Source organism: Myxococcales bacterium (genome assembly GCA_016699535.1).
Lineage (GTDB): Bacteria > Myxococcota_A > Polyangia > Polyangiales.
On the sequence record CP064980.1, the window covers coordinates 2,861,851 to 2,881,066 of the forward strand.

Genomic DNA, 19,216 nt, shown 5'->3' on the forward strand with positions numbered 1-19,216 from the left:
AGTTCTTCTCTAACGTGAGAGCTCCGTTAACCACAAGATCCCAGTATCCGCTTTAACGTCCTGCTCTTGCATGAATTGCTCAATGCTCAAACAGCCTCCTCGCAAGGCGCTCGAAGCAAACCACTCCCCTAGCCTTGGATTATTAAACCAATCCTCATCAAAGCTTTCACGGAGCTTCTGAGCAAAGCAGAGTGCGGCGTGCTGTGCGCGAAACACCGCCCCCCGCCCAGCGGCGTAGCTTTGCATCGTTTTCACTTCCTCGACGCTGACGTCCATTCTCAGCAAACGATTGACTCGCTCTTGCAAGTAGGCCTCGGGCCTATCGTCCATATCCTCGGTCAGCATGGCGCACTGCCTTAGCACGTAAAGACCGTAGGCAAGCTGCAAAAAAGCGAGATTTTCGCTGTCTTGTTTTGATAGAGCAAAGGCCTTCTTAAGGAAGAGTCGATTCCACCACAACCCCTGCCAAAGCGCTCCTACAAAACGCGGCATGCTTTGAGCGGCAGAAACACGCTGATCTTTAGGTACCGCGGGGCTGACTAGCGCACAACACAACGCACGCCCCGCAGCTTCGTAGGCATAGGCGTCTGACAACGCAAATTTTTCTTGGGAGCCTGGCGCCATCTCGACGGCATCGTCTCGCTCCCTTAAACGAACGATTGCATCCAAAAAAGGTTCCTCGTGCGCCGCATTGCGATGAACCTGCTGTCTTAGAACTTCGCCTAGCCTCCAATGACTCGCCTGCTGATAGACGCGCTGCCAACGAGAGTTGGGATGCAACAGTTCCGATTCCTTGCCTTGCGCGCAGCGCTCTTCAAAGGCCGCGAGCTTAGGAATGGTTTTGCCACGCAGCACGCGCTGGAGACACTCTTGATACAGATCATCCGTCGCGCTTAGAAAAGCAGAACCGCTGTCCGCTAAATCGGCAGGCGCTTCGTCGAGCGAGCTAGCATCGACTGGAGCAAGGTCTTCATGGTAGTTAGGGAAAATCACAGACATTGATGATACTCAATTATGCCATCACCCATGCTTAAATCCATCGCTTTTATTGGCGCCGGCAACATGGCCGAAGCCCTGATTACAGGACTTTTACAAGCAAAGCTCGTTGATGCCGACCGAATTACCGCCATCGACCTTCGAGAAGAACGTCTAAACGAGCTAAGCGCACAGTACGGCCTTAAGACCAGCCCGTCTCTTGATAGGCTAAGCACGAACGATGTTGTCGTGTTGTCCGTGAAACCACAGAGCTTCGAGGGCCTGTTGGAAGCGCTTAGCGGTAAGATAAACCGAGAGTCCGTGATTATTTCCATTGCAGCCGGGATCACGCTCAGCACCATCGAAGCGAAGCTTCCTCAAAACAAAGTTATTCGCGCCATGCCAAACACGCCGGCTCTAGTCGGCATGGGCGCAACGGCTATTGCTCAAGGCAAGCTCGCCGATGACAGAGACATGGAAAGTGCCAAAGCTATCTTTTCGAGCGTCGGCCTTTGCCTGAGCGTCAACGAAAAAGACATGGATGCAGTGACCGCACTTAGCGGCTCTGGCCCCGCCTATGCCTTTCGCTTCATCGAACTGTTGGCAGAGCACGGTAAAGACTTGGGACTTGCCGAAGATATCGCAAATGCCCTTGCCGTACAAACCGTGCTTGGAGCGGCAACCTTAGTCGATGAGACGAAACAACCCCCTCAAGCGTTGCGACAAAAAGTAAGTAGTCCGGGAGGAACCACCGTCGCTGGCCTTGCTGCCCTCGAACAAGCTGGATTTTCAAAAGCCATCGAAAGCTGCCTAAACGCTGCCCATGCCCGCAGCAAGGAACTCTCCAAGGGATAAGCTGAGAGCTGCGCGTGTTATTTGTGTTGCCTTGGGCCAAACAAAGCGGTTCCAATGCGCACTAAGGTCGCGCCTTCTTCGATGGCGACTTCGAAATCATCACTCATACCCATCGAACAATCTTCAAGTCCATAGTGATCGGCTAAACGACGCAGCTGACGAAAGAGCAAGCGGTTTTTCTCGGCCTCACCGAAAGGCGGTACCATCATCAAACCAAGAAGTCTTATGCTCTTATGCTTTTTTGCCTCGTCAACCAAAGCTTCAAGTTCGTTTGGGTCACACCCAGACTTTTGACTTTCGCCAGCTAGGTTTACTTGAATAAAGATATCCAGCGGCGTGGCAGCTTCGTGTTGTCCAGCAAGCCGCTGCAATAAGCCGAGCGAATCAACGCTCTGCACCACTGAACTGCAAGCAAGAGCTTGCTTCGTCTTATTCCGTTGCAAATGGCCGATGAGATGAAAACGGAGCTCGGGCAAATCAGCAAACTCTTCTGCTTTACCTTGCAACTCCTGAACGTAGTTTTCTCCGAATTCGCGAAGGCCCAAAGCGTAGGCTTCTCGTATGGCCGCGCTCGACTGTTTTTTGCTAACGGCCAACAGTTTCGGCTTAGGCCAGCTTGCCTTGCGTCTTAAACAGGCTTCATCCATTCGCCCTTGTATCGTTTGCAACCGCTGCTCAATCCTGGTGCCTATGGCCATTGCTCCAACACTCCCGCGGCTAACAATAGCGCAATGCTCTGAGCGGCGGGAAGGCCCACGACATTCGAATACGAACCCTGAATTCCTTTGATTAATCCCGCGCCGAGGCCTTGAGCAGCGTAGCTGCCAGCTTTATCGCGCCCTTCCCCGCTTGCTACGTAGTTCCTGATCGTCTGTGAACTCATCGAGACCATGCGAACTTTGGTCTGAACGCAGTCTTCATACCACTTGCCCTGGTGCAGTAAAACGACGCCAGTAAAAACATCATGCCAGCGACCTTGCAGTGACTCCAGCATGGCTTCTGCGTTGCTGTCATCGCTGGGCTTACCGAGAATCACACCGTCTAAAACCACGACCGTGTCAGCACCAAGCACACTCGCGCCCGACTGCGCTACGCGTGTTGAAACATCCTGTACTTTTGCCTTCGCAGCACGCAGCACATAGTGATTGGGTTTTTCACTAGCAAGTGGAGGAGGTTCATCGTCTGAGCCCACCACACGGTACTCAATACCAAGAAGACTTAGCAACTCTGAGCGCCTCGGCGAGCGCGAAGCAAGGATAAGCGGTGTGTTCAACAGCATTTATGAACTACTTGGCCTTGCTTGCTCAAACGCTCTCAAATAGGTACGCGAAACTTGTTTTGGGTCCAGATGGAATATCTTAGCAAGCTCCGCCAGATAGCCACGCACGTAAACACGTTCCGGTAGCGACTCAAAAGCATCCTCTTCGATGGCAGAAAGGTAGTTTTGTCCAATCTTTGTGCGATTGCTCAGATACTTGAGATCCACACCATGCGCTTCGCGAATTGCTTTTAGCAAGGCACCGTTGAATTGCGTTTCTGGACCAAGTTCAGGAAATGCCGCCAAGGCCTCGGCTTTGGGAACGACCTGCGTCGCGACCTTTTCTTCTTCCAGCGACACTTCAGGAAAAAGCGTGCGATCATAAACACGTCGACGGTTGGGGTCCAACAGCACTTCGTGCGCTTCATCAAGCCGCGCAAGGAGTGCTTCGCGTTGCTCCGGCAAGAACAGACCATAAGACGCGAGGCCTTCAGGGCCGTAAACCAGTTTCATGCGTTTGTAAGCTCTGCGAATTTCTTCTTCCGCCGCGCCGCGCCCGAGCTCCAAAATGCCATAGTGGCTGTCAAAAGAAACAGGCAAAGCCGGCTCTTCCAAGCGAGAAAGTCTATCTGGCATGAGCAGCACCCGCCTTACAACACGTTCGATGCCCCGCGAAGCCTTGCTTCCAGGACTGTCGATCATAAGAGGGCGACGTTTACGCAAACACATACTGATTGCTTCATCTTGACCGAGGTATCCAAGGTATTTGAGGTTCACCCCAAGGCGCCGGCGTGTCGCAATCACAATTTCTTCGCCAAGCTCGGTGTCCTGCCGTACACGTGCTTGGTTCAGCATTAGATAGAAGCTAAAATTCCGAAGAACTTCCCTCACGACCGCCACCATGGGATCGCCTTCAGCTTCCAGCCGCTGTAACAAGTCCACTGGCGAAGGAATCGAGTACATTGTCCTAAGTCGTGCACGCCAAGCATCTCTGGAGCCACGCACCGGCTCAAGTTCGGATAGCTTTCGAAAGAAACTCGCCCGCACAAAGCGCTGAATGTTTTCAATGGCCGCTGGATCGGGCGTCACCAAAAACAAAGGAAAATCCGACTGAAAAAACAGATCAATCAGCTGGCCATCATGACCATCGCCCAAGTCCACAACCACATGAACCGCATCAAGGTCTTCGATTTGCTGCTTCAGGCGACTGAAGCGGCGAAGCGACCGTAGTCCCATGCAAGCTTCGTCCACCCCAGAATAAGCTAGCCAAAGATTTGGATATGGCGTTTGAAGGATTTGCAAATCGTTATCGACAGACGAACCTGCACGAAGTGCTCCCGGAGTGCTTTCACGACTAAAGGGCCTTTGCATGCCAAGCGCGGTATGCGCGTTGGCACCCAAACGGTCGGCGTCAACGAGCACCACTTTGCGACCTAGGTTGGCCAAACAAAGCGCAACGTTGGCCGCGAAGGTCGTTTTTCCGACGCCACCTTTAGCACCACTGACAGCAATATAGCGCGGACCACGTCTGCCCCGCTCACCGTTCGATTCATTGGCCTTATCAGTCATCTCAGCCCCGCTGCATAGCACGCCTTTTTTGGACTTGCATACCTAGGAGAGGGTTGAGCCGAGATCGAATAGTGAAAGTGTGCGTTGCACAGAAGAAAAGCGCAGAAATATCGTGAATATCTTAAAGTTTTCTGACGCCGCAGCTCGTACCTTCACTGCAGCGAGACGGACCAATCCTTTGCAATCAGAGCACTAAGCAACGGTGAGAAGCGTAAAGGTCTAAATTCGCTTCAATTTTCATTTTCCAAGCAACTCAAAGCCGCAGGGGCCGATATTGACAGACAAGGAGCCTTGTCTTTTGCGAGCCATGAAACAGTTGTGTCCAATACTATGCCTATGTGCCGCCACGAATGGCTGCGTCTCGACGGATGGTTTTGGAGATACAGATTCCGGAAAATCCGAGACAGCACAACCCACGATACAAAGCTGGCCAGCGGCAGCCGCTACCAACGTCGCTCCGAACTTATCCCTTCTCGCTGTCCAAGCCGTCGACTATGCCGAACTCGAAAGCAGTTTTGCTCTTGCCCTTATCGACCGTGAGACAAAGGAGCAATGGCCACTGCTAGCACGCAAAACTTCCTGCCAAGCCATAGGCTGGCAAACGGGCTATTGCATCGCGGCAAAACCAGCTGAGCCACTAAAAAAAGAACACGCTTACGAAATCCAGCTCATACCAAAGACACTTGCTAAGGTAAGTGGATCAAGTCTGTGGACCAGCGCCTTCACCACCGGATCACAAAACGACGCCACCGCACCCACGCTACAGCAGCCGGATTGCATGTTGGATGAAGCAGCTCTTTTGGGAGCATGTCTTCTAAGACAGGATACTCGACTGAGCCTAAGAACAAAAAGCAGTGAAGCTACGCGTTTGTGGCTCAAAACCGGAGAAGTGACGCAAACGGCTATTGCTAACAACGACGCAGCCACACTTGTTCTTGAAAAACTGGAGCCGAACACGGCGATCATGGCCACCCTGTTTGCCGCGGACGCTGCGGACAACCTCAGCTTCCAAAGGTTGGAACTACGCACCTCAGAGCGCCTTGCTTCCGTCACGATCAGTCGTGTCATGGCCAACCCAAGCACCGCTGAACCGACGCAGGAATTCGTGGAGCTTTACAACTTTGGCAATGAAAGCATCGATATCGCAGGCTTTTCGCTCACCGACGACCCCTATGAGGCCGGGGATACTCTTTCTGAAGGCCCAATGCTCAGCCCAGGCGCACGCGTGCTTATCACACCCCGAAGCTTTCAGAGCTCCGCCGCTGCAATACCGATACCAACCGGCATACCGCTTTTTCGAGTCGATGAAAGCGTCGCTCGGGGCGGCCTAAAAAACAGTGGCGAGACGCTCTACTTACGCGATAGGCAAGGCCAGCGTTTGTCCGCCACACCTGCCGTCGAGCATCCCAAGCAAGACGGCTGCTTGGTAAGAAGTACCGCGGATACGCGCAGCGAAGCTACTCAGTATTTTTATCCGAGGCCTGAATTTCCATGTCGGCCAGGCAAGGCGCCCGACAACTCTCAATAGTTAGGCGTGTCTGCGCTCTTGGCTAATATTTCCCCGCAAAAAACGCTAGAGTCCTCGTACTGTGTCCGACGCCTTGCCATTTGAAAAAGATAACACTGCGCGTGATCATTTGCGCGGAGTGGTCGAACAACAGCTCTTCCAAAGCAAGGACTCAAATTTTGTCGTGTTAAAAATACGTACCGAAGCAAAAGGCGAACTTGTGTCCGTAACCGGTCCCTTGGAAGCCTTGTCGGTTGGCGAAACGGTTGAACTCCACGGCTCATGGCACGAGCATCCACGTTTCGGGCGAGGTTTTACCGCCAAGCACTATCGCCCCATTCCTCCTACGACCGAAGAAGGGATCATTCGATTTCTTGGCTCAGGTCTTATTCCGGGGCTGGGACCTTCGCTGGCAGCCCGTATTGTTAAAAAGTTTGGCAAAGAAACACTCCATATCATTGCCACACAATCACCTCGTTTGCGCGACGTCTCGGGCATCGGCAAAAAACGAGCACAGCAAATTGCGGAGGCCGTACGAGACAGACAACAGCAAGCCGAGACTTTGTCATTTTTGCACAGCGTGGGGATTGGGCCTTTGACAGCTCGAAAAATCCTTAAACGCTACGGCGAAGAAACAAGCGAACAGCTGCAGAAGAATCCCTACGAGCTCGCGCGCACCGTCGCAGGCATAGGGTTTCGAACCGCAGATAGGATTGGCCTTAGTGTCGGCATCGAAAAAGATGACCTACGTCGCATTGAAGCGGCCGTAGTACACCTTTTGAGAGAAGCTACATCGGATGGCCACGTCTTTCTTGAAAAAGATGTGTTGGGCCGGATGATAGTCAGCTTAGACATCGATGCTGGCTTACTGGAGGAAGGTCTGAAGCGAGGCACCCAAAGCGGCAGCTTGTGGGTTGAGCAAACACGAGTCTACCTTCAAACGCTTTATCGCGCTGAAGAGCGACTCGCCAAAAACCTTGCAGCGTTCAACGTTGACCGAGTTCTTTCCGAAGAAGAACGCGTTGCACTGAAAAGGATAGAAAGCGACTATCCCGAACTCACTGAAGAGCAGAAACAAGCAAGCCGAGACAGTTTCACGCGCCAACTTATCATTCTTACAGGAGGCCCCGGTACCGGAAAGACCACGGCCGTGCGCGCCCTAGTCGAAGTGCATCAAAAGGCGAAGCATCGCGTGCTTTTATGTGCTCCCACTGGGCGAGCAGCCAAGCGACTCACGCAAAGCACTGCCTTTGAGGCGAGCACCGTTCATCGATTGCTCGAGTGGAACCCCTCTGCAGCAAGTTTTACTCGCACCGAAAACAACCCGGTTGAGTGTGACCTGTTGCTGGTTGATGAGACATCCATGCTTGATTTGTTGCTTGCCGATCAGCTTCTTGCCGCAGTACCGAAGCACGCAACGGTTGTATTTGTTGGTGACATCAATCAGCTTCCTCCTGTAGGAGCCGGCGACGTTCTGGCTTCGATCATGGCTACGGAAACCGTAAAAACTATTTGTTTGCAGCGAATTTTTAGGCAAGCTGAAAAAAGCGCGATTGTGCGAGCTGCACACGCCATTCTTTCAAACAGGCTTCCTCAAAACACACCAGAAAACACGAAAGGTCCGGCGGATTTTTTCCATATCGATACCGAAGGTGCCGATAGCAGCAAAGCCTTATTGCCCAAGGTGCTGCAACGCATGGAGGAGAGTTACGGGCTGGACCTAAAAACCGACGTGCAGGTGCTTACCGCTGTGCACAAAGGAAAACTGGGAACAGAGCAACTCAACGCGATGCTGCAGCCCTTAATCAACCCTTCTGCGAAACCTTACAAACCTGCGCGCATTCAAACTCACGACAAGATCTTGCAGCTTCGTAATGACTACGAGCACAATATATTCAACGGAGACATCGGCAAAGTTCTAAGTGTTAAACCGGATAGCTATGAGCTACGCTTCGATCAAGGCGACCTTTCATTGCCACGTCGCAATAGTGACGACCTCGCGCTTGCTTACGCCTGCACAATTCACAAAGCCCAAGGAAGCGAATTTCCTGGGGTATTAATCATGATCGATCCCAGTTTTCACATCATGTTGAACCGAGCTCTAATTTACACGGCCATTACCCGCGCAACTCGGCTATGTGTGATTGTCGGACCGCAGATAGCCCTCAAGCGCGCCATCGCGAATCACAAACATCAGCAACGTAACTCATGGCTAGCAGAACGCTTTGTTTGCGCCCGGCAACAGGATAGCGACAAAACGAAGCGCTAGCTCTTGTTCAGAACGGCCAGCATGCCATCGTGAAAAGCGGGCCTAAAGCCTTTTATCTTTTCGTTGGCGCGAGACGGATGCACTCGGTTGCTCAATAAAGCAACAACCACGTCGTTATTCGGGTCGCACCACAAGGAGGTTCCCGTGAAACCAAGATGCCCAAAGCTTTGAGCAGACATACGTTTGCCTGCGGAGCTGCCTTGCGCGGACTTCATTTCCCAACCAAAACGGTAGGTGTTACCATCACCACGATCGGCTAGGGAGCCCTCAATGGATTCTTTCGACAAGAAATCGCCACGACCGGCTAGCGATTCAAGGATAGCTCGACCAAAACGCGCAACCCCACGAGCTGTGCCAAATAAACCAGCATGACCGGCTACGCCACCAAAAGCAGCGCTGTTTTCATCATGCACTTCACCGCGAATCATGCGGCCTCGCCACTCACACCATTCGGTGGGCGCTGAATTGCTTACGATTTGGGCACGTTTATCCGGTGTAAGTGCTGCTGGAAAAAACACATCTGAGCTAATGCCGATCGGATCGGTAATCTCTTCTTTGACCACGATATCCAAGCTTTTCCCAACATGTCGGGCAACGGCTTCACCACCGATGAGATAGCCAAGGTCGCTGTACACAACAGTTTCCGGCCCTTCATGGCGTCTTCGTGACGCTTCGCTCAATATCCAGCGTCGCGCTGCAGGGCTTCCAACATCGTGAGGAACGTCTAAGAAAAGCCCGCCCCAACTGGACAACTTGGCTCGATGACTAAGTAGTTGCTCCAGCGTCGCCTCGCCACCTACCCCGCCACGTACATCTGGAAGCATGCGATCGGCGCGCGTTTCGAGCGAAATCTTGTTGGCCTCAACCAGCCGAAGCACGGCCATGGCCACAAAAGGTTTGGTCAGAGATGCAAGGTCGTAAAAAGCCGAAGTCGACACTGCCCCCAGCTCAGAAGAGAGCTTTCCCGCCGATGCCTCGGCAAAAACCAGCTCGTCACCCTCGCGCCACCCAATGCTGGCAACCGCTCCTGGGAACGCATTTCCGGTGACGCCAGCCTGCAACAGCCGGCTTGCTTCGGATTTTATGCGATCTTGAAAACTTGACGCCATCCCCCCGTCTGTACCCAACCCACGAGCCAAGGTCCAGAAAAACCTTCACTTTCGATACGACTTCTCTTGATTCTCCGGGGAAGGTCGGGCTGAATACGCCCGCCAAGGGATAAAAAAGCTGAAAATAACGGATTAAATCAAATCTTTTGAAAAAAGACGGGTTCCGCCTTTTTTGTAGCTTGCACTAAAGACGAAGCTGAGCCAAACAGCTCGGGGCGATGGCGCCACGATCGGGAGCGGAGAGGAAAACATGAATATTCAAGAACGAATGACTGCTTTTGCCATGCTCGGCGCAGGTTGGGTGATGTGGTTTTTGGTCGGACTTTCCGTCATCTGCGTCGCCATTGTGATCGAACGAGCGTTCTTTTTTTGGGGCAGTCGAGAGAATCTTTCTTCTCTCAAGCAAGACCTGTTCCGTTTTCTTAAGGAACGCGACCTGCAAGGAGCGCGAGCACGGCTGGAGGCATCACGCTCTTTTGAAGCGCGCATTGTAACGGCAGGACTGAACTCTTCAGAGGATGGCGCAGATTCCGCCGAAGAACGCATGGCCGGCGAATCATCCTTTGCCAAACTACAGATGGAACGCTACTTGGCCTTTTTGGGTACAGTAGGTAACAACGCTCCATTTGTTGGGCTTTTGGGAACTGTGATTGGTGTTATTCGAGCGTTCCAGTCGCTTGAGCAAACCGCAGGACAAGTCTCTGAAGGCCTTATGTCCGAGATTGGTGAAGCACTTGTTGCAACAGCTATTGGTATCTTAGTGGCCCTGCCTGCGGTCGCATTTTTCAACCTTTTCCAACGTGTTGTTAAAAGCCGCCTTGCTCAGGCCGACTCCCTGGGACGCGAAGTCCTTGCCTACTTGCGGTCAAAAACCCGCCTCATCCCGCGGAGTAAGATATGGGCGCAGCAAACAACAACAATGATGATGAGCTAATCACAGCAATCAACGTCACGCCTTTGGTCGACATTGTGCTTGTCTTGCTCATCATCCTTATGGTCACCGCCAGTTATATCGTTTCACAAACAATTCCCATGGAATTGCCCGCGGCCAAAACCGGCGAAGCCGTCATGGACAACCAGCTTGCTCTTTCGATCGACGCTGGCGGAAAATACTATGTGGATGGCAAAGAAGTCGATGAAGCAGGCTTACGTGCAGCAGCTCGCACTCTTGTGGCAAGCACGAAACAACCACGCGCAATCATCGCAGCAGCTGGGAGCACGACGCACGCACGAGTGGTTTCAGCCATCGACATTCTTAGGCAAGAAAAAGTCTCTAAATTTGCCATCAATGTTCGCCCGGAAGATCTCTCGGACTGATGCATGATTTCTGCGTTAAAAAGTACGGTTAAAAGTACTTACTTTGCCTCTTTAGCGTTTAGCTTATTGTTCCATGCTGTGGTCATGCTGTCCCTTGGCCTGATTTCCTCACGTATAAATGCAAAGGCGATGGAGGAACACCATTCTGTGGTGCCCATTGAATTCGAGGCCATGCCTCTGGGCGACAGTGATATTGACGATCCCGGCGGACCGGAAGAAGAAAAAGACGAGATAGAACCGGAGCCACAGCCTTCACCTGCAGCGCGCAGCGTCCCTGAGACACTTGCGGCCGCTGAAACACAGACGCTTACTGCAGCTGAGGGCAGCGATTCAACAGAGATCATCGACCTTGAATCCGTCGTGCTGAGCAATGCCGAAAGCAGTGATCCGAAGGCCATACCCAGCGTCGGGTCGGGCAAGCCCAAAACCCGCACTGGCAGCGGCGAAGGCTCAGGCAGCGGACAAACTTTCGGTAGCCCCGACGGTATCGTTTCGGTTTCCAACTTGGCACGAAAACCTGCTCCGCCAAGTGATATACAAAACACACTTGAGCGAAACTATCCGAAACAGGCTCAGCGCCTTGGTATTGAGGGCACGGCACGTCTAAAACTTCGCATCAACCCTGATGGCCGACCTTCTAACTTCAAAGTTCTTTCGCAAACCGGCAGCCATGGTTTTGCAGAGGCATGCAGCAAGACATTGTCCGAAGGACGATGGCAGCCTCCGCTCGATAAAAACGGCAAAGCCGTTGCCACCGAAATAAGCTTCACCTGCGTCTTTGAAATACGTTATTGAGTAGAAACTCTACTTTTTTGTAGTAGCCGAAGGGGCATCGTTCGATTTCGATTCAAACTTTGGAAAATCAAGATAAAGATAGTAGTAGCCTTCTTTGTTAAGTTCCGTACTTAACTTTGGCATTACCTTTTCACGTTCAATCACTTTGAGATAAAGGTCGTTCTTCTTTTTCACCAACCGGGCTTCGACCATAGGGGTGTCAAAAAAACGCGTATCCAGCTTGCGTCGGGTGTTCTTCCCTTGAATCTTGGCGGATTTTATATGCACATCAAACCCTGCGTTTGTTTGAAGCAAGTTGGTGTCGGTCGGTCCAGTAAGTTGCAAAAACAAGCGTGAGCTTCCATCTTTGCGCATTTGAAAACCCGGCCACGTTGCCTTAACCGGCCTGCCCGGCTTTGCAACGTGCGCCGGCACTTCCGATACACCCGGAACTACCCCTTTGTATTGTCCCTGTGGGACGGAGCCTTCCTTTTTTTCTTTGCTGTTTTCTGCACTCACACCGCTAACAACAGTGACACTCAACAAGCCCACGAAAAAACAACGCTTCATCTGACCGAGCAAGACCATGCAGGCATTGTAAAACACTCTTTGGAAGTGACCAAACATTTCGCTTTTACTAGTATTTTCGAGAAAATGTGCCTCGTTAGCCGTAGCCCAAGCCATCTTTTTAGGGAAACGCTTTTTCATCAAAGCCAAAAAAGATACACTCCACTATGCCTTTATGGTCACCGACAGAGGCGCAAATAGCACAGGCAAAGATTACTCAGTTTGCATCGTTTGCGGGAAAACGTTTTTCGCGCCATTTCGATGACTACGAATCCTTGCATCGCTGGTCTACGGAATATCCGGAAGAGTTTTGGGCCGCGGTCTATGACTATTGCGGAATCATCGATCATAAACGAGGCTCGAGTACTGTATCGAACGCAAACGCAATGCCAGGAGCACGCTGGTTTGAAGGAACTCAGCTCAACTTCGCCGAAAACCTACTACGTCGCAAAGACGATGATACCGCAATTATCTTCGTAAGCGAACAGGACTGGGAAGAGCTCTGGTCGTATCGAAAATTGTATGACGAGGTTTCCCGTATTGAACAGGCCATGGCTCACATGGGTCTCGCTGCAGGAGACGTAGTGGTGGGTTGGCTTCCTAACTTACCCCAAACGCTTGCCCTTGCGCTTGCAGCAAGTGCAAGAGGTATCGTATGGGCTTCGTGTTCTACTGATTTTGGTGTCAATGCCGTACTTGATCGCTTCTCTCAGCTGGAGCCTAAACTGTTGTTCGTCGCCGACCACTACAGTTATCAAGGGAAGCGCTTTTCTTGCGAGCAACAAAGCGTGGCCATCAGCGAAGCAATTCCGAGTTTGCTGAAAACAATCATCGTTCCCTATCCGTCGAACAACCAGCCGTCGCCAACCAGGATTCCAGAGGCGCTGGACTACGACCAATGGACGCAAGCCTTTGCACCAAGAACAATTGATTTCCAAACCCTGCCCTTTGACCATCCACTCTATGTGCTTTTCTCTTCCGGCACGACCGGCAAACCCAAAGGGATCATCCATGGAGCCGGAGGAACGCTTATACAGCACCTAAAAGAACATCAGTTTCATACGAACATTACGCGAGATACACGTGTTTTTTATTTCACGACATGCGGTTGGATGATGTGGAATTGGCTGATTTCGGCCTTAGCCAGTGAGGCTTGCATCATCCTTTATGATGGCTCTCCAGTATACCCTCGCACTTCAAGACTCTTTGATCTCATCGACCGACACCGCATTAATGTCTTTGGTGTATCCGCCAAGTATCTAGACATGTTGAAGAAACAGGACCTATCACCAAGACAAAGCCATACGCTAAGCAGTCTTGAAACCGTGCTTTCGACTGGGTCTCCCTTAAGTGCGGAAGGGTTTGACTTCGTTTATTCTCAGGTAAAAGAATCCGTGCAACTCTCTTCCATCTCTGGCGGAACAGACATCGTATCGTGCTTCGTCCTTGGAAACCCTGCGCTGCCAGTCTATCGAGGCGAAATACAATGCAAAGGTCTTGGTATGGATGTTGCTGTGTTTTCCGAGAGTGGTGAGGCTGTTGTTGCAGAGACAGGCGAGCTGGTATGCCGAAAAGCGTTTCCATCGATGCCTTTGGGCTTCTGGAACGATCCAGAGCAAACGCGTTATAAAGAAGCTTATTTTTCGAAGTTCGAAGGGATCTGGCATCACGGCGATTTTGCAGAAATCAGTGAACATCAAGGAATCATCATTCATGGCCGCTCCGATACGACTTTAAATCCAGGCGGCGTACGCATCGGAACGGCTGAAATCTACCGACAAGTCGAGCAGTTGGATGAAATCTCCGAAGCAGTTGTGATCGGGCACAAACACGCTGGAGACGAGCGTATCGTATTGTTCGTTCGGCTTCGTCCGGGACTTCAGCTCGACAGAGCCCTTTGTGAGAATATCAAATCCATCGTCCGCAACGGTGCTAGCCCTCGACACGTTCCGCAATTCATCCTGCAAGTCACCGATATTCCCAGAACAAAGAGCGGCAAAATCAGCGAAATGGCCGTTCGGGCTGCTGCGCATGGACAAAGCTTGAAAAACCTCCATGCCCTAGCCAATCCCGAAGCACTTGAGCATCCAAGAACCGGGCTGAACTTAAATCCTAGAGCCCGAGAAAGCTTGAACTTTGGGCGATTGACCGCATTCGTCGTCCTTGAATATACTTGCTCCTGTCCTGCACCCACCGCACTTCGCTCGAGTCGTTGCGCAGCGCCTCTATGCAATTAAAAGGAAACCGCTCTATGCTCCGAAGCTTTTTTTTTTCGCCCTAACCGTCTTTGCGGTCTCATGCACAAAAAGCGATGGCCCAGGCGAGAGCTTAGGCGACTATAAAGTCTCGGCCACACTCAACGAAAACACCTGCGGAAGCACCGCTTTTGCCTTTCAAGAGGCTTTCTCTTTTGCATTGGAGCTGCGAGTCGAAAAACCAACCCTCTACTGGGTGCAATCGAATTTCCCGGCGGTAGCTGGGAGTATCGATAACGATGGAAACTTTCGCGTTCAGCTCGTGAGTAGCTGGGCCCTTTCACCAGATGACCCGGAAGCTGAGGTTGCAGGATGTACCTTGGAGCAGAAAGATACGGTTACTGGCATATTCGAACTTTCTGCAAGCCCAGATGCCGGTCTTAGCGAAAATACTGAACCACTTATACAGGGCCCTGATCAATGGGAAGCTGAACAAAGCATCCTCTATTCCCCGGTGTCGGGTTCCGATTGCAGCCTACTACTGACCCAAAACGGAGGCAGTTTCGCCGAAATTCCTTGCCGGCTTGACTACGATTTGTTAGGCACTCGTCTTACGAGCGATTGACTTGGTGCTCTGATCTAAAAATAAATAGCCCTTAGGGGCGGGTAGCTCAGTGGTAGAGCGTCGGCCTTACAAGCCGAATGTCGTGGGTTCAATCCCCACCCCGCCCACCGATAGTAAACAGTCAGTCGGTGATAAAAGCCTGCAGTTAGCAAAAAAGTCTACGAACACGCGGGCGAAGCTAGAAGACAGTTCTTTTTTCGAGGTTTTCGTAGATTCTCCGCAGGTCTAGGGCCCCCGGAGTTCGCTTCGCTGGAACTCCGCCCCAGACACTCTCACAGGACTGAGGAGGATGGTACATCGATACCTGACGAGCGGGCGCTAGCGCCGCGTGAGCCCGTTTGTTAGACGAAGTCCGAGGACGTAAGCCGAATATACGAAAACCTCGGGAAAAGTGCTCGAAGGCATTAGGGACTGGCCAGATACATCGATGCTAGAAAAAGACGCGCGTACCTAGCCAAGCCTCAAACTTACTAAACCTGGCTGGGTCGAGAAAGGTCCCTGTGGTGCCTTGATCGACGACGTAACGGAAATCAGTGAAGGTCCCGAGGTAAGCAAGCGACCCGCTAAAAGCCCACCAGTCTTTGACGCGATACTCGGCAAAGAGCTTACCCGATGCACGGACATCCTTACGGTCAGGAGAGTCACCCACGAAGGAGCCATCAGGAGCCAGGGCCTGGCCATAGTCCAAGTAGGCCAGATCGGCCTGAAGGCCAAGCATCAGACGACCTGCAACAATCGTATTGACGTTGAAATAGCCGCGATCGCTTCGATAGAAGTTGCCCAGGAACGAACTGTAATACTCGCGGTCGTAACCGAGAGTCAGTTTAACGTTTTCAAAAAGCTTGTAGCGCAACTCAGCTTGAGCAATCAGCGAATTGAACTCCTCAGCAACTTCATAAAAACCTACAGAATAACCGCCAAAAATTGAAAATGACAGGCGTTGCGTGAGCGCGCCATTCAAGCCCAACCGCGTTCTAAAGCGCTGGTTATCGCTTAGCAGAGTCGTGGCCGCCCCCGAATTTGCGTCCGTGTAGTCCTGAATGTCCAACGAAGCCTCGTACACGATAGAAGTGTGCGGCAAAAAGCTCCAACTCATACTTCCATGGATATCGTGACGAAGATTGGTGCCGAAACGAAAGAGTTGCTCTTCAAAATAATCAAAACCGAAATCGTAACCCAAACGCCCCGTGAGCACGCCACCTCTGCTACTTAGGATTGCATCAACACCAACGTTGTTGCGATCTCGAGCAAAGTTGTATGGGCTGGCGCTGTTAATGGCTTGGGTGAATGGACGAATACTGCGCAAAAAGCGCTCATGGAAATCGACCGAGAAAATTCGCCCGGGATTGAGGGTAAGATCCATGGTCGCGCCGGCCGACATATTGTCGCGCGTGTTATTTTCGAAATAATGATAAAATGCGCCGTTGACCCCGCCCTTGAATATAATCGAGGGCAACTCTTTGTTTCCTGATTCCTCTAGTCGGTCCGCGCCGATTGTCGAGACCAGTAGATGTGGCGAGACACGCAAAAGCGCACTGTCTACCGGAGAGCTCTCTGAGAAATAAATGTTGGAGTCCCAACCGCCTTCCACACCGAGCCCAGGATGAAGCTCTAAATCACCTGCCCGAAAACCACGACCCTCACTGCGTTCACGATCATCGAGCCAGCCGGGAGTTTCATTCCACGAACCTAACCAGTCCTGCGCCACTGCCTCGAGTGGCATGGTAACAAAACCCAGTAACAAGCTAGCTAAGAAAAAAAGTCGATGTGTTCCGTTAAACATAACCCTCGGCGTCCTCCACTACGAGGCCGAACTACCCATTTTCCCTTTATTATCAAATCTCAGGTTAGAAATCGATATTAATGTAGAATTTTCCGTCACTTCGCCAAACTTGTCGCCATTTTGCCACTGCGTTTCGAGCGCTTCGAGGGACAAATGTAGCTTCCCATCACCGTAAAACCTAGTTTGTAGGGCTGCTTGGAGGTGGAACGGCCGGAACAACGGGCATTGAAGGAGGAGGTGCAATAGACGAATTTTCCTGAGGTGTATTCGGATCGATTGTCGTTACAACCTTCGTTTCGCCAGTCTCAAACAAGTCTTGGCCAAGACACTGGGCAGCTTCTTGGTCTAACACGCCCAATTTGCTTGAAAGCACACTCAATACGGTGAGTTCGTGTTTTTGACGTTCATTATCCTGGGTACTTACGGCCTCCTGAAGGGCCGAGAGCCGTTGTTCAGCATTGCGCGTGTTGACATTCGCCTGCGTCAACTTGTCATCTAGACAAGTCGCGCGAATCACATCGCCCTCTCGCCGAGCTTCGTCCAACATGTTAGCTATCCGGCGCGCTAAGCTCTGGCCCTGAGATACAACCTGGTTTCCTTGGTTAATCGCAGAGTTGTCCGTTGCAGCTGGTGCTGGCGCCGGGGTCTGCTGCGTCGTATCTTCCTGTGCTTGGGCAAAACCCAAAAACGCAATCACGCTGATAACTACTAACGATCCCGAAAGCTTAATCATAATAACCCTATACTGTTCGCTACGGCGGCCCGTTGTCAAACTTACTTAATTAATATAGCTCAAATTCCTACAGGACGAAAGCTTTCCAACTATACTAAGCTATTTTACAGCCCTACCAAAACCCAACTCAGATTTAGGGACGGGAGCACTCAGTTCTGTGGCTCGAAAACGAAAGGATAACGGAAGGTTACACTTCCACCTTCGGGCCCTGGGTTAAAGCGAAACCGTTGTACGGCACTGACCACACAACCGGCTACAGCTGCATCTCCGGTCGAGTTTTCCACGGATTTCGCTCCGGAAACACTACCGCTCTGCTGAATCGTAAATTCAACAGTCACTTTTCCACTTAAGGACGGATTGCGTTTCAGCTCACGCTCGTAGCAGGCTTTAATGGCTCCAAGTCGCTGTCGAATCATTTTCACGACCAGGGAAGAATCGAAATCTCCGCTACCGCCAACATCGCCACCGCCGCCGACATTTGCGCTGCCTTTAATTTTTCGCTCGACGATCGCACCGCCCTCGCCCTGCTGCTTAGTCGCATCAGCGCCGCCGGCCTTGGCAAGCGATCCTAAGCCGCCCACGCCACTGCCTTTGCCGCCGCCAGCGCGCGTTCGCAGTGTTCCGCCGGCCCCGCCTTGTGCAACGTCAACACCCGCTGCTTGAGCCATGATGTCTTCAGCGTTGCCCACCGGCCACCACCTCGCAACACATCCGCAAGCGCACCGCCACCGTCGGCTGAACTAAGCGCTCCGAGCAAAAGTTGCTCCGCAGCCTGTGCAGTCTCTTCAACGATTCTGGCTTGAGCTTCAGCGGCAGCTTCCGCTGATTCTGACTTACCGCCACCGCCTTCATCAGCAGCTTTAGGACCCTGCTTAGGCCTTTGCTCAGCTTGCTGCTCTTCGGCCTCGCCCGTATCACCTGTCTCTTCAGGCTTTTCTTCTTCGGGCTCAGGAGGGGTTTCGAAAATCATTCGAGCCGCCAACGAATTTGGATCGTATTCCATACCCGTATCGATCGGCCAGTCCGCACTTTCGAGGTAAACGACAAAACCAAAATGACTCATGAAGGAAAACAAGACAAAGGCGGTAAAGACCCAGTCGATCCCTTTAACCATACCGCCACGAGCTGCTGCCGGAAGTTGTGGCCGCGGCTGTACCGGAGGCGGACTAACGAACTGAAACAGCAAGGTGGTATCACCAATTACTACTTTGCCGCGCGAGCTATCCGTTAGCTTAACTTGCCAATAGTCGCCTGCACTTCGTGCCGCACCCGTGCTGCGCAGTTCTGCAAGCTCTTTGACTCCGGCAGGTAACCCCACACGACCACGCATGTCCGCTGTAAAATTCAAGATATAATCGTTACCCACGAGTTGGAAGAGATCAAACTTCGGAGGCAGTGAAGGTGACTGAAGCACGAAAGTCGCACGCTCTGAACTGCCGACTGAAACAGTCTCCCTTTTTCGAAGCACACGTTCTTCAATGATCTTGCCACCCTGAATCACACCAATACGAAGAACCTTGGGTCCACTTGGTTTGATTTGAGCGGCAGCCATGGCCATGGTCATGGCACCGGGCATGTTTCGTTCACGGCCTAAACGCTGTTGATTTTCAGGTGTGTTCATACGTTAATTTCGTCCCCAGATTTTCGCACCAACACTATCACAGGTCGGGCAGGGTCTGC

Annotated in this window: 18 protein-coding genes and 1 tRNA gene; 9 read left to right on the plus strand and 10 right to left on the minus strand. The window is 51.9% G+C overall.

The annotated features are described in order from the left end of the window. Window positions 1-9: 9 nt before the first annotated feature. Window positions 10-999: a hypothetical protein gene (locus IPJ88_13550; GenBank protein ID QQR89222.1), complete on the minus strand. Its 990-nt coding sequence runs from the start codon at window positions 997-999 to the stop codon at window positions 10-12. 27 nt (window positions 1,000-1,026) lie between these two features. Here IPJ88_13550 and IPJ88_13555 point away from each other — a divergent pair, with 27 nt between their 5' ends. Continuing rightward, window positions 1,027-1,830 carry a pyrroline-5-carboxylate reductase gene (locus IPJ88_13555; protein ID QQR89223.1) on the plus strand — a complete coding sequence of 268 codons (804 nt, stop codon included), beginning with the start codon at window positions 1,027-1,029 and terminating at the stop codon, window positions 1,828-1,830. A gap of 17 nt (window positions 1,831-1,847) precedes the next feature. Here IPJ88_13555 and IPJ88_13560 read toward each other — a convergent pair whose 3' ends face one another. Genes IPJ88_13560 through IPJ88_13570 form a run of 3 tightly spaced genes read right to left on the minus strand, consistent with a single transcriptional unit; the run spans window position 1,848 to window position 4,657 of the window. Further along, window positions 1,848-2,528 carry a YggS family pyridoxal phosphate-dependent enzyme gene (locus IPJ88_13560; GenBank protein QQR89224.1) on the minus strand — a complete coding sequence of 227 codons (681 nt, stop codon included), beginning with the start codon at window positions 2,526-2,528 and terminating at the stop codon, window positions 1,848-1,850. Further along, window positions 2,519-3,109 carry a septum formation protein Maf gene (gene maf, locus IPJ88_13565; GenBank protein ID QQR89225.1) on the minus strand — a complete coding sequence of 197 codons (591 nt, stop codon included), beginning with the start codon at window positions 3,107-3,109 and terminating at the stop codon, window positions 2,519-2,521. Before maf ends, IPJ88_13560 begins: the two co-directional genes overlap by 10 nt. Next, a complete protein-coding gene (locus IPJ88_13570; GenBank protein ID QQR89226.1) occupies window positions 3,110-4,657 on the minus strand; it encodes a helix-turn-helix domain-containing protein in 1,548 nt (515 codons plus the stop codon). A gap of 307 nt (window positions 4,658-4,964) precedes the next feature. Here IPJ88_13570 and IPJ88_13575 point away from each other — a divergent pair, with 307 nt between their 5' ends. Together IPJ88_13575 and IPJ88_13580 are read left to right on the plus strand one after the other, a co-directional pair. Further along, window positions 4,965-6,185 (plus strand): lamin tail domain-containing protein, encoded by a 1,221-nt coding sequence (locus tag IPJ88_13575; GenBank protein ID QQR89227.1) that lies wholly within the window; start codon window positions 4,965-4,967, stop codon window positions 6,183-6,185. Between the two features lie 73 nt (window positions 6,186-6,258). Then, window positions 6,259-8,433: an ATP-dependent RecD-like DNA helicase gene (locus IPJ88_13580; protein QQR89228.1), complete on the plus strand. Its 2,175-nt coding sequence runs from the start codon at window positions 6,259-6,261 to the stop codon at window positions 8,431-8,433. Here the strand turns inward: IPJ88_13580 and IPJ88_13585 are convergent. Next, on the minus strand, window positions 8,430-9,542 hold the full coding sequence (locus tag IPJ88_13585) for a beta-lactamase family protein (GenBank protein QQR89229.1): 1,113 nt from the start codon (window positions 9,540-9,542) through the stop codon (window positions 8,430-8,432). The genes IPJ88_13580 and IPJ88_13585 overlap by 4 nt on opposite strands. Before the next feature lie 250 nt (window positions 9,543-9,792). Between IPJ88_13585 and IPJ88_13590 the strand changes: the two genes are divergently transcribed. The 3 genes from IPJ88_13590 to IPJ88_13600 all read left to right on the plus strand — a co-directional run bounded on the left by IPJ88_13590 (window position 9,793) and on the right by IPJ88_13600 (window position 11,654). Continuing rightward, window positions 9,793-10,476: a MotA/TolQ/ExbB proton channel family protein gene (locus IPJ88_13590; GenBank protein QQR89230.1), complete on the plus strand. Its 684-nt coding sequence runs from the start codon at window positions 9,793-9,795 to the stop codon at window positions 10,474-10,476. Beyond that, window positions 10,440-10,859, plus strand: coding sequence for a biopolymer transporter ExbD (locus IPJ88_13595; GenBank protein QQR89231.1), 420 nt, complete (start codon window positions 10,440-10,442; stop codon window positions 10,857-10,859). The genes IPJ88_13590 and IPJ88_13595 overlap by 37 nt, the downstream gene beginning before the upstream one ends. Before the next feature lie 129 nt (window positions 10,860-10,988). Then, complete coding sequence (locus IPJ88_13600; GenBank protein ID QQR89232.1) at window positions 10,989-11,654, plus strand: energy transducer TonB; 666 nt, start codon at window positions 10,989-10,991, stop codon at window positions 11,652-11,654. 9 nt (window positions 11,655-11,663) lie between these two features. Here the strand turns inward: IPJ88_13600 and IPJ88_13605 are convergent, their stop codons facing one another. After that, a complete protein-coding gene (locus IPJ88_13605) occupies window positions 11,664-12,260 on the minus strand; it encodes a hypothetical protein (GenBank protein ID QQR89233.1) in 597 nt (198 codons plus the stop codon). Between the two features lie 107 nt (window positions 12,261-12,367). Here IPJ88_13605 and IPJ88_13610 point away from each other — a divergent pair, with 107 nt between their 5' ends. The 3 genes from IPJ88_13610 to IPJ88_13620 all read left to right on the plus strand — a co-directional run bounded on the left by IPJ88_13610 (window position 12,368) and on the right by IPJ88_13620 (window position 15,127). After that, window positions 12,368-14,437: an acetoacetate--CoA ligase gene (locus IPJ88_13610; protein ID QQR89234.1), complete on the plus strand. Its 2,070-nt coding sequence runs from the start codon at window positions 12,368-12,370 to the stop codon at window positions 14,435-14,437. Continuing rightward, window positions 14,364-15,020, plus strand: a complete 657-nt coding sequence (locus IPJ88_13615; GenBank protein QQR89235.1) for a hypothetical protein — start codon at window positions 14,364-14,366, stop codon at window positions 15,018-15,020. The genes IPJ88_13610 and IPJ88_13615 overlap by 74 nt, the downstream gene beginning before the upstream one ends. 35 nt (window positions 15,021-15,055) lie before the next feature. After that, window positions 15,056-15,127: transfer RNA gene (locus IPJ88_13620), tRNA-Val, on the plus strand. 323 nt (window positions 15,128-15,450) lie between these two features. Here IPJ88_13620 and IPJ88_13625 read toward each other — a convergent pair. From IPJ88_13625 to IPJ88_13640, 4 genes are all read right to left on the minus strand, one after another. Then, window positions 15,451-16,743, minus strand: coding sequence for a hypothetical protein (locus tag IPJ88_13625; GenBank protein ID QQR89236.1), 1,293 nt, complete (start codon window positions 16,741-16,743; stop codon window positions 15,451-15,453). 238 nt (window positions 16,744-16,981) lie between these two features. Further along, a complete protein-coding gene (locus IPJ88_13630) occupies window positions 16,982-17,536 on the minus strand; it encodes a hypothetical protein (GenBank protein ID QQR89237.1) in 555 nt (184 codons plus the stop codon). A 149-nt stretch (window positions 17,537-17,685) separates the two neighbouring features. Continuing rightward, window positions 17,686-18,117 carry an energy transducer TonB gene (locus tag IPJ88_13635; GenBank protein QQR89238.1) on the minus strand — a complete coding sequence of 144 codons (432 nt, stop codon included), beginning with the start codon at window positions 18,115-18,117 and terminating at the stop codon, window positions 17,686-17,688. Further along, window positions 18,105-19,157, minus strand: coding sequence for a hypothetical protein (locus IPJ88_13640; GenBank protein QQR89239.1), 1,053 nt, complete (start codon window positions 19,155-19,157; stop codon window positions 18,105-18,107). Before IPJ88_13640 ends, IPJ88_13635 begins: the two co-directional genes overlap by 13 nt. Between the last annotated feature and the right edge of the window lie 59 nt (window positions 19,158-19,216).

What these genes read in the sequence shown, in the direction of transcription:
- IPJ88_13640 (QQR89239.1), bottom strand. Translation starts at nt 19,157, where the DNA reads ATGAACACACCTGAAAATCAACAGCGTTTAGGCCGTGAACGAAACATG.
- IPJ88_13550 (QQR89222.1), bottom strand. Translation starts at nt 999, where the DNA reads ATGTCTGTGATTTTCCCTAACTACCATGAAGACCTTGCTCCAGTCGAT.
- IPJ88_13605 (QQR89233.1), bottom strand. Translation starts at nt 12,260, where the DNA reads ATGTTTGGTCACTTCCAAAGAGTGTTTTACAATGCCTGCATGGTCTTG.
- IPJ88_13595 (QQR89231.1), top strand. Translation starts at nt 10,440, where the DNA reads ATGGGCGCAGCAAACAACAACAATGATGATGAGCTAATCACAGCAATC.
- IPJ88_13610 (QQR89234.1), top strand. Translation starts at nt 12,368, where the DNA reads ATGCCTTTATGGTCACCGACAGAGGCGCAAATAGCACAGGCAAAGATT.
- IPJ88_13575 (QQR89227.1), top strand. Translation starts at nt 4,965, where the DNA reads ATGAAACAGTTGTGTCCAATACTATGCCTATGTGCCGCCACGAATGGC.
- maf (QQR89225.1), bottom strand. Translation starts at nt 3,109, where the DNA reads ATGCTGTTGAACACACCGCTTATCCTTGCTTCGCGCTCGCCGAGGCGC.
- IPJ88_13630 (QQR89237.1), bottom strand. Translation starts at nt 17,536, where the DNA reads ATGATTAAGCTTTCGGGATCGTTAGTAGTTATCAGCGTGATTGCGTTT.
- IPJ88_13555 (QQR89223.1), top strand. Translation starts at nt 1,027, where the DNA reads ATGCTTAAATCCATCGCTTTTATTGGCGCCGGCAACATGGCCGAAGCC.
- IPJ88_13570 (QQR89226.1), bottom strand. Translation starts at nt 4,657, where the DNA reads ATGACTGATAAGGCCAATGAATCGAACGGTGAGCGGGGCAGACGTGGT.
- IPJ88_13590 (QQR89230.1), top strand. Translation starts at nt 9,793, where the DNA reads ATGAATATTCAAGAACGAATGACTGCTTTTGCCATGCTCGGCGCAGGT.
- IPJ88_13600 (QQR89232.1), top strand. Translation starts at nt 10,989, where the DNA reads ATGGAGGAACACCATTCTGTGGTGCCCATTGAATTCGAGGCCATGCCT.
- IPJ88_13560 (QQR89224.1), bottom strand. Translation starts at nt 2,528, where the DNA reads ATGGCCATAGGCACCAGGATTGAGCAGCGGTTGCAAACGATACAAGGG.
- IPJ88_13585 (QQR89229.1), bottom strand. Translation starts at nt 9,542, where the DNA reads ATGGCGTCAAGTTTTCAAGATCGCATAAAATCCGAAGCAAGCCGGCTG.
- IPJ88_13625 (QQR89236.1), bottom strand. Translation starts at nt 16,743, where the DNA reads ATGCCACTCGAGGCAGTGGCGCAGGACTGGTTAGGTTCGTGGAATGAA.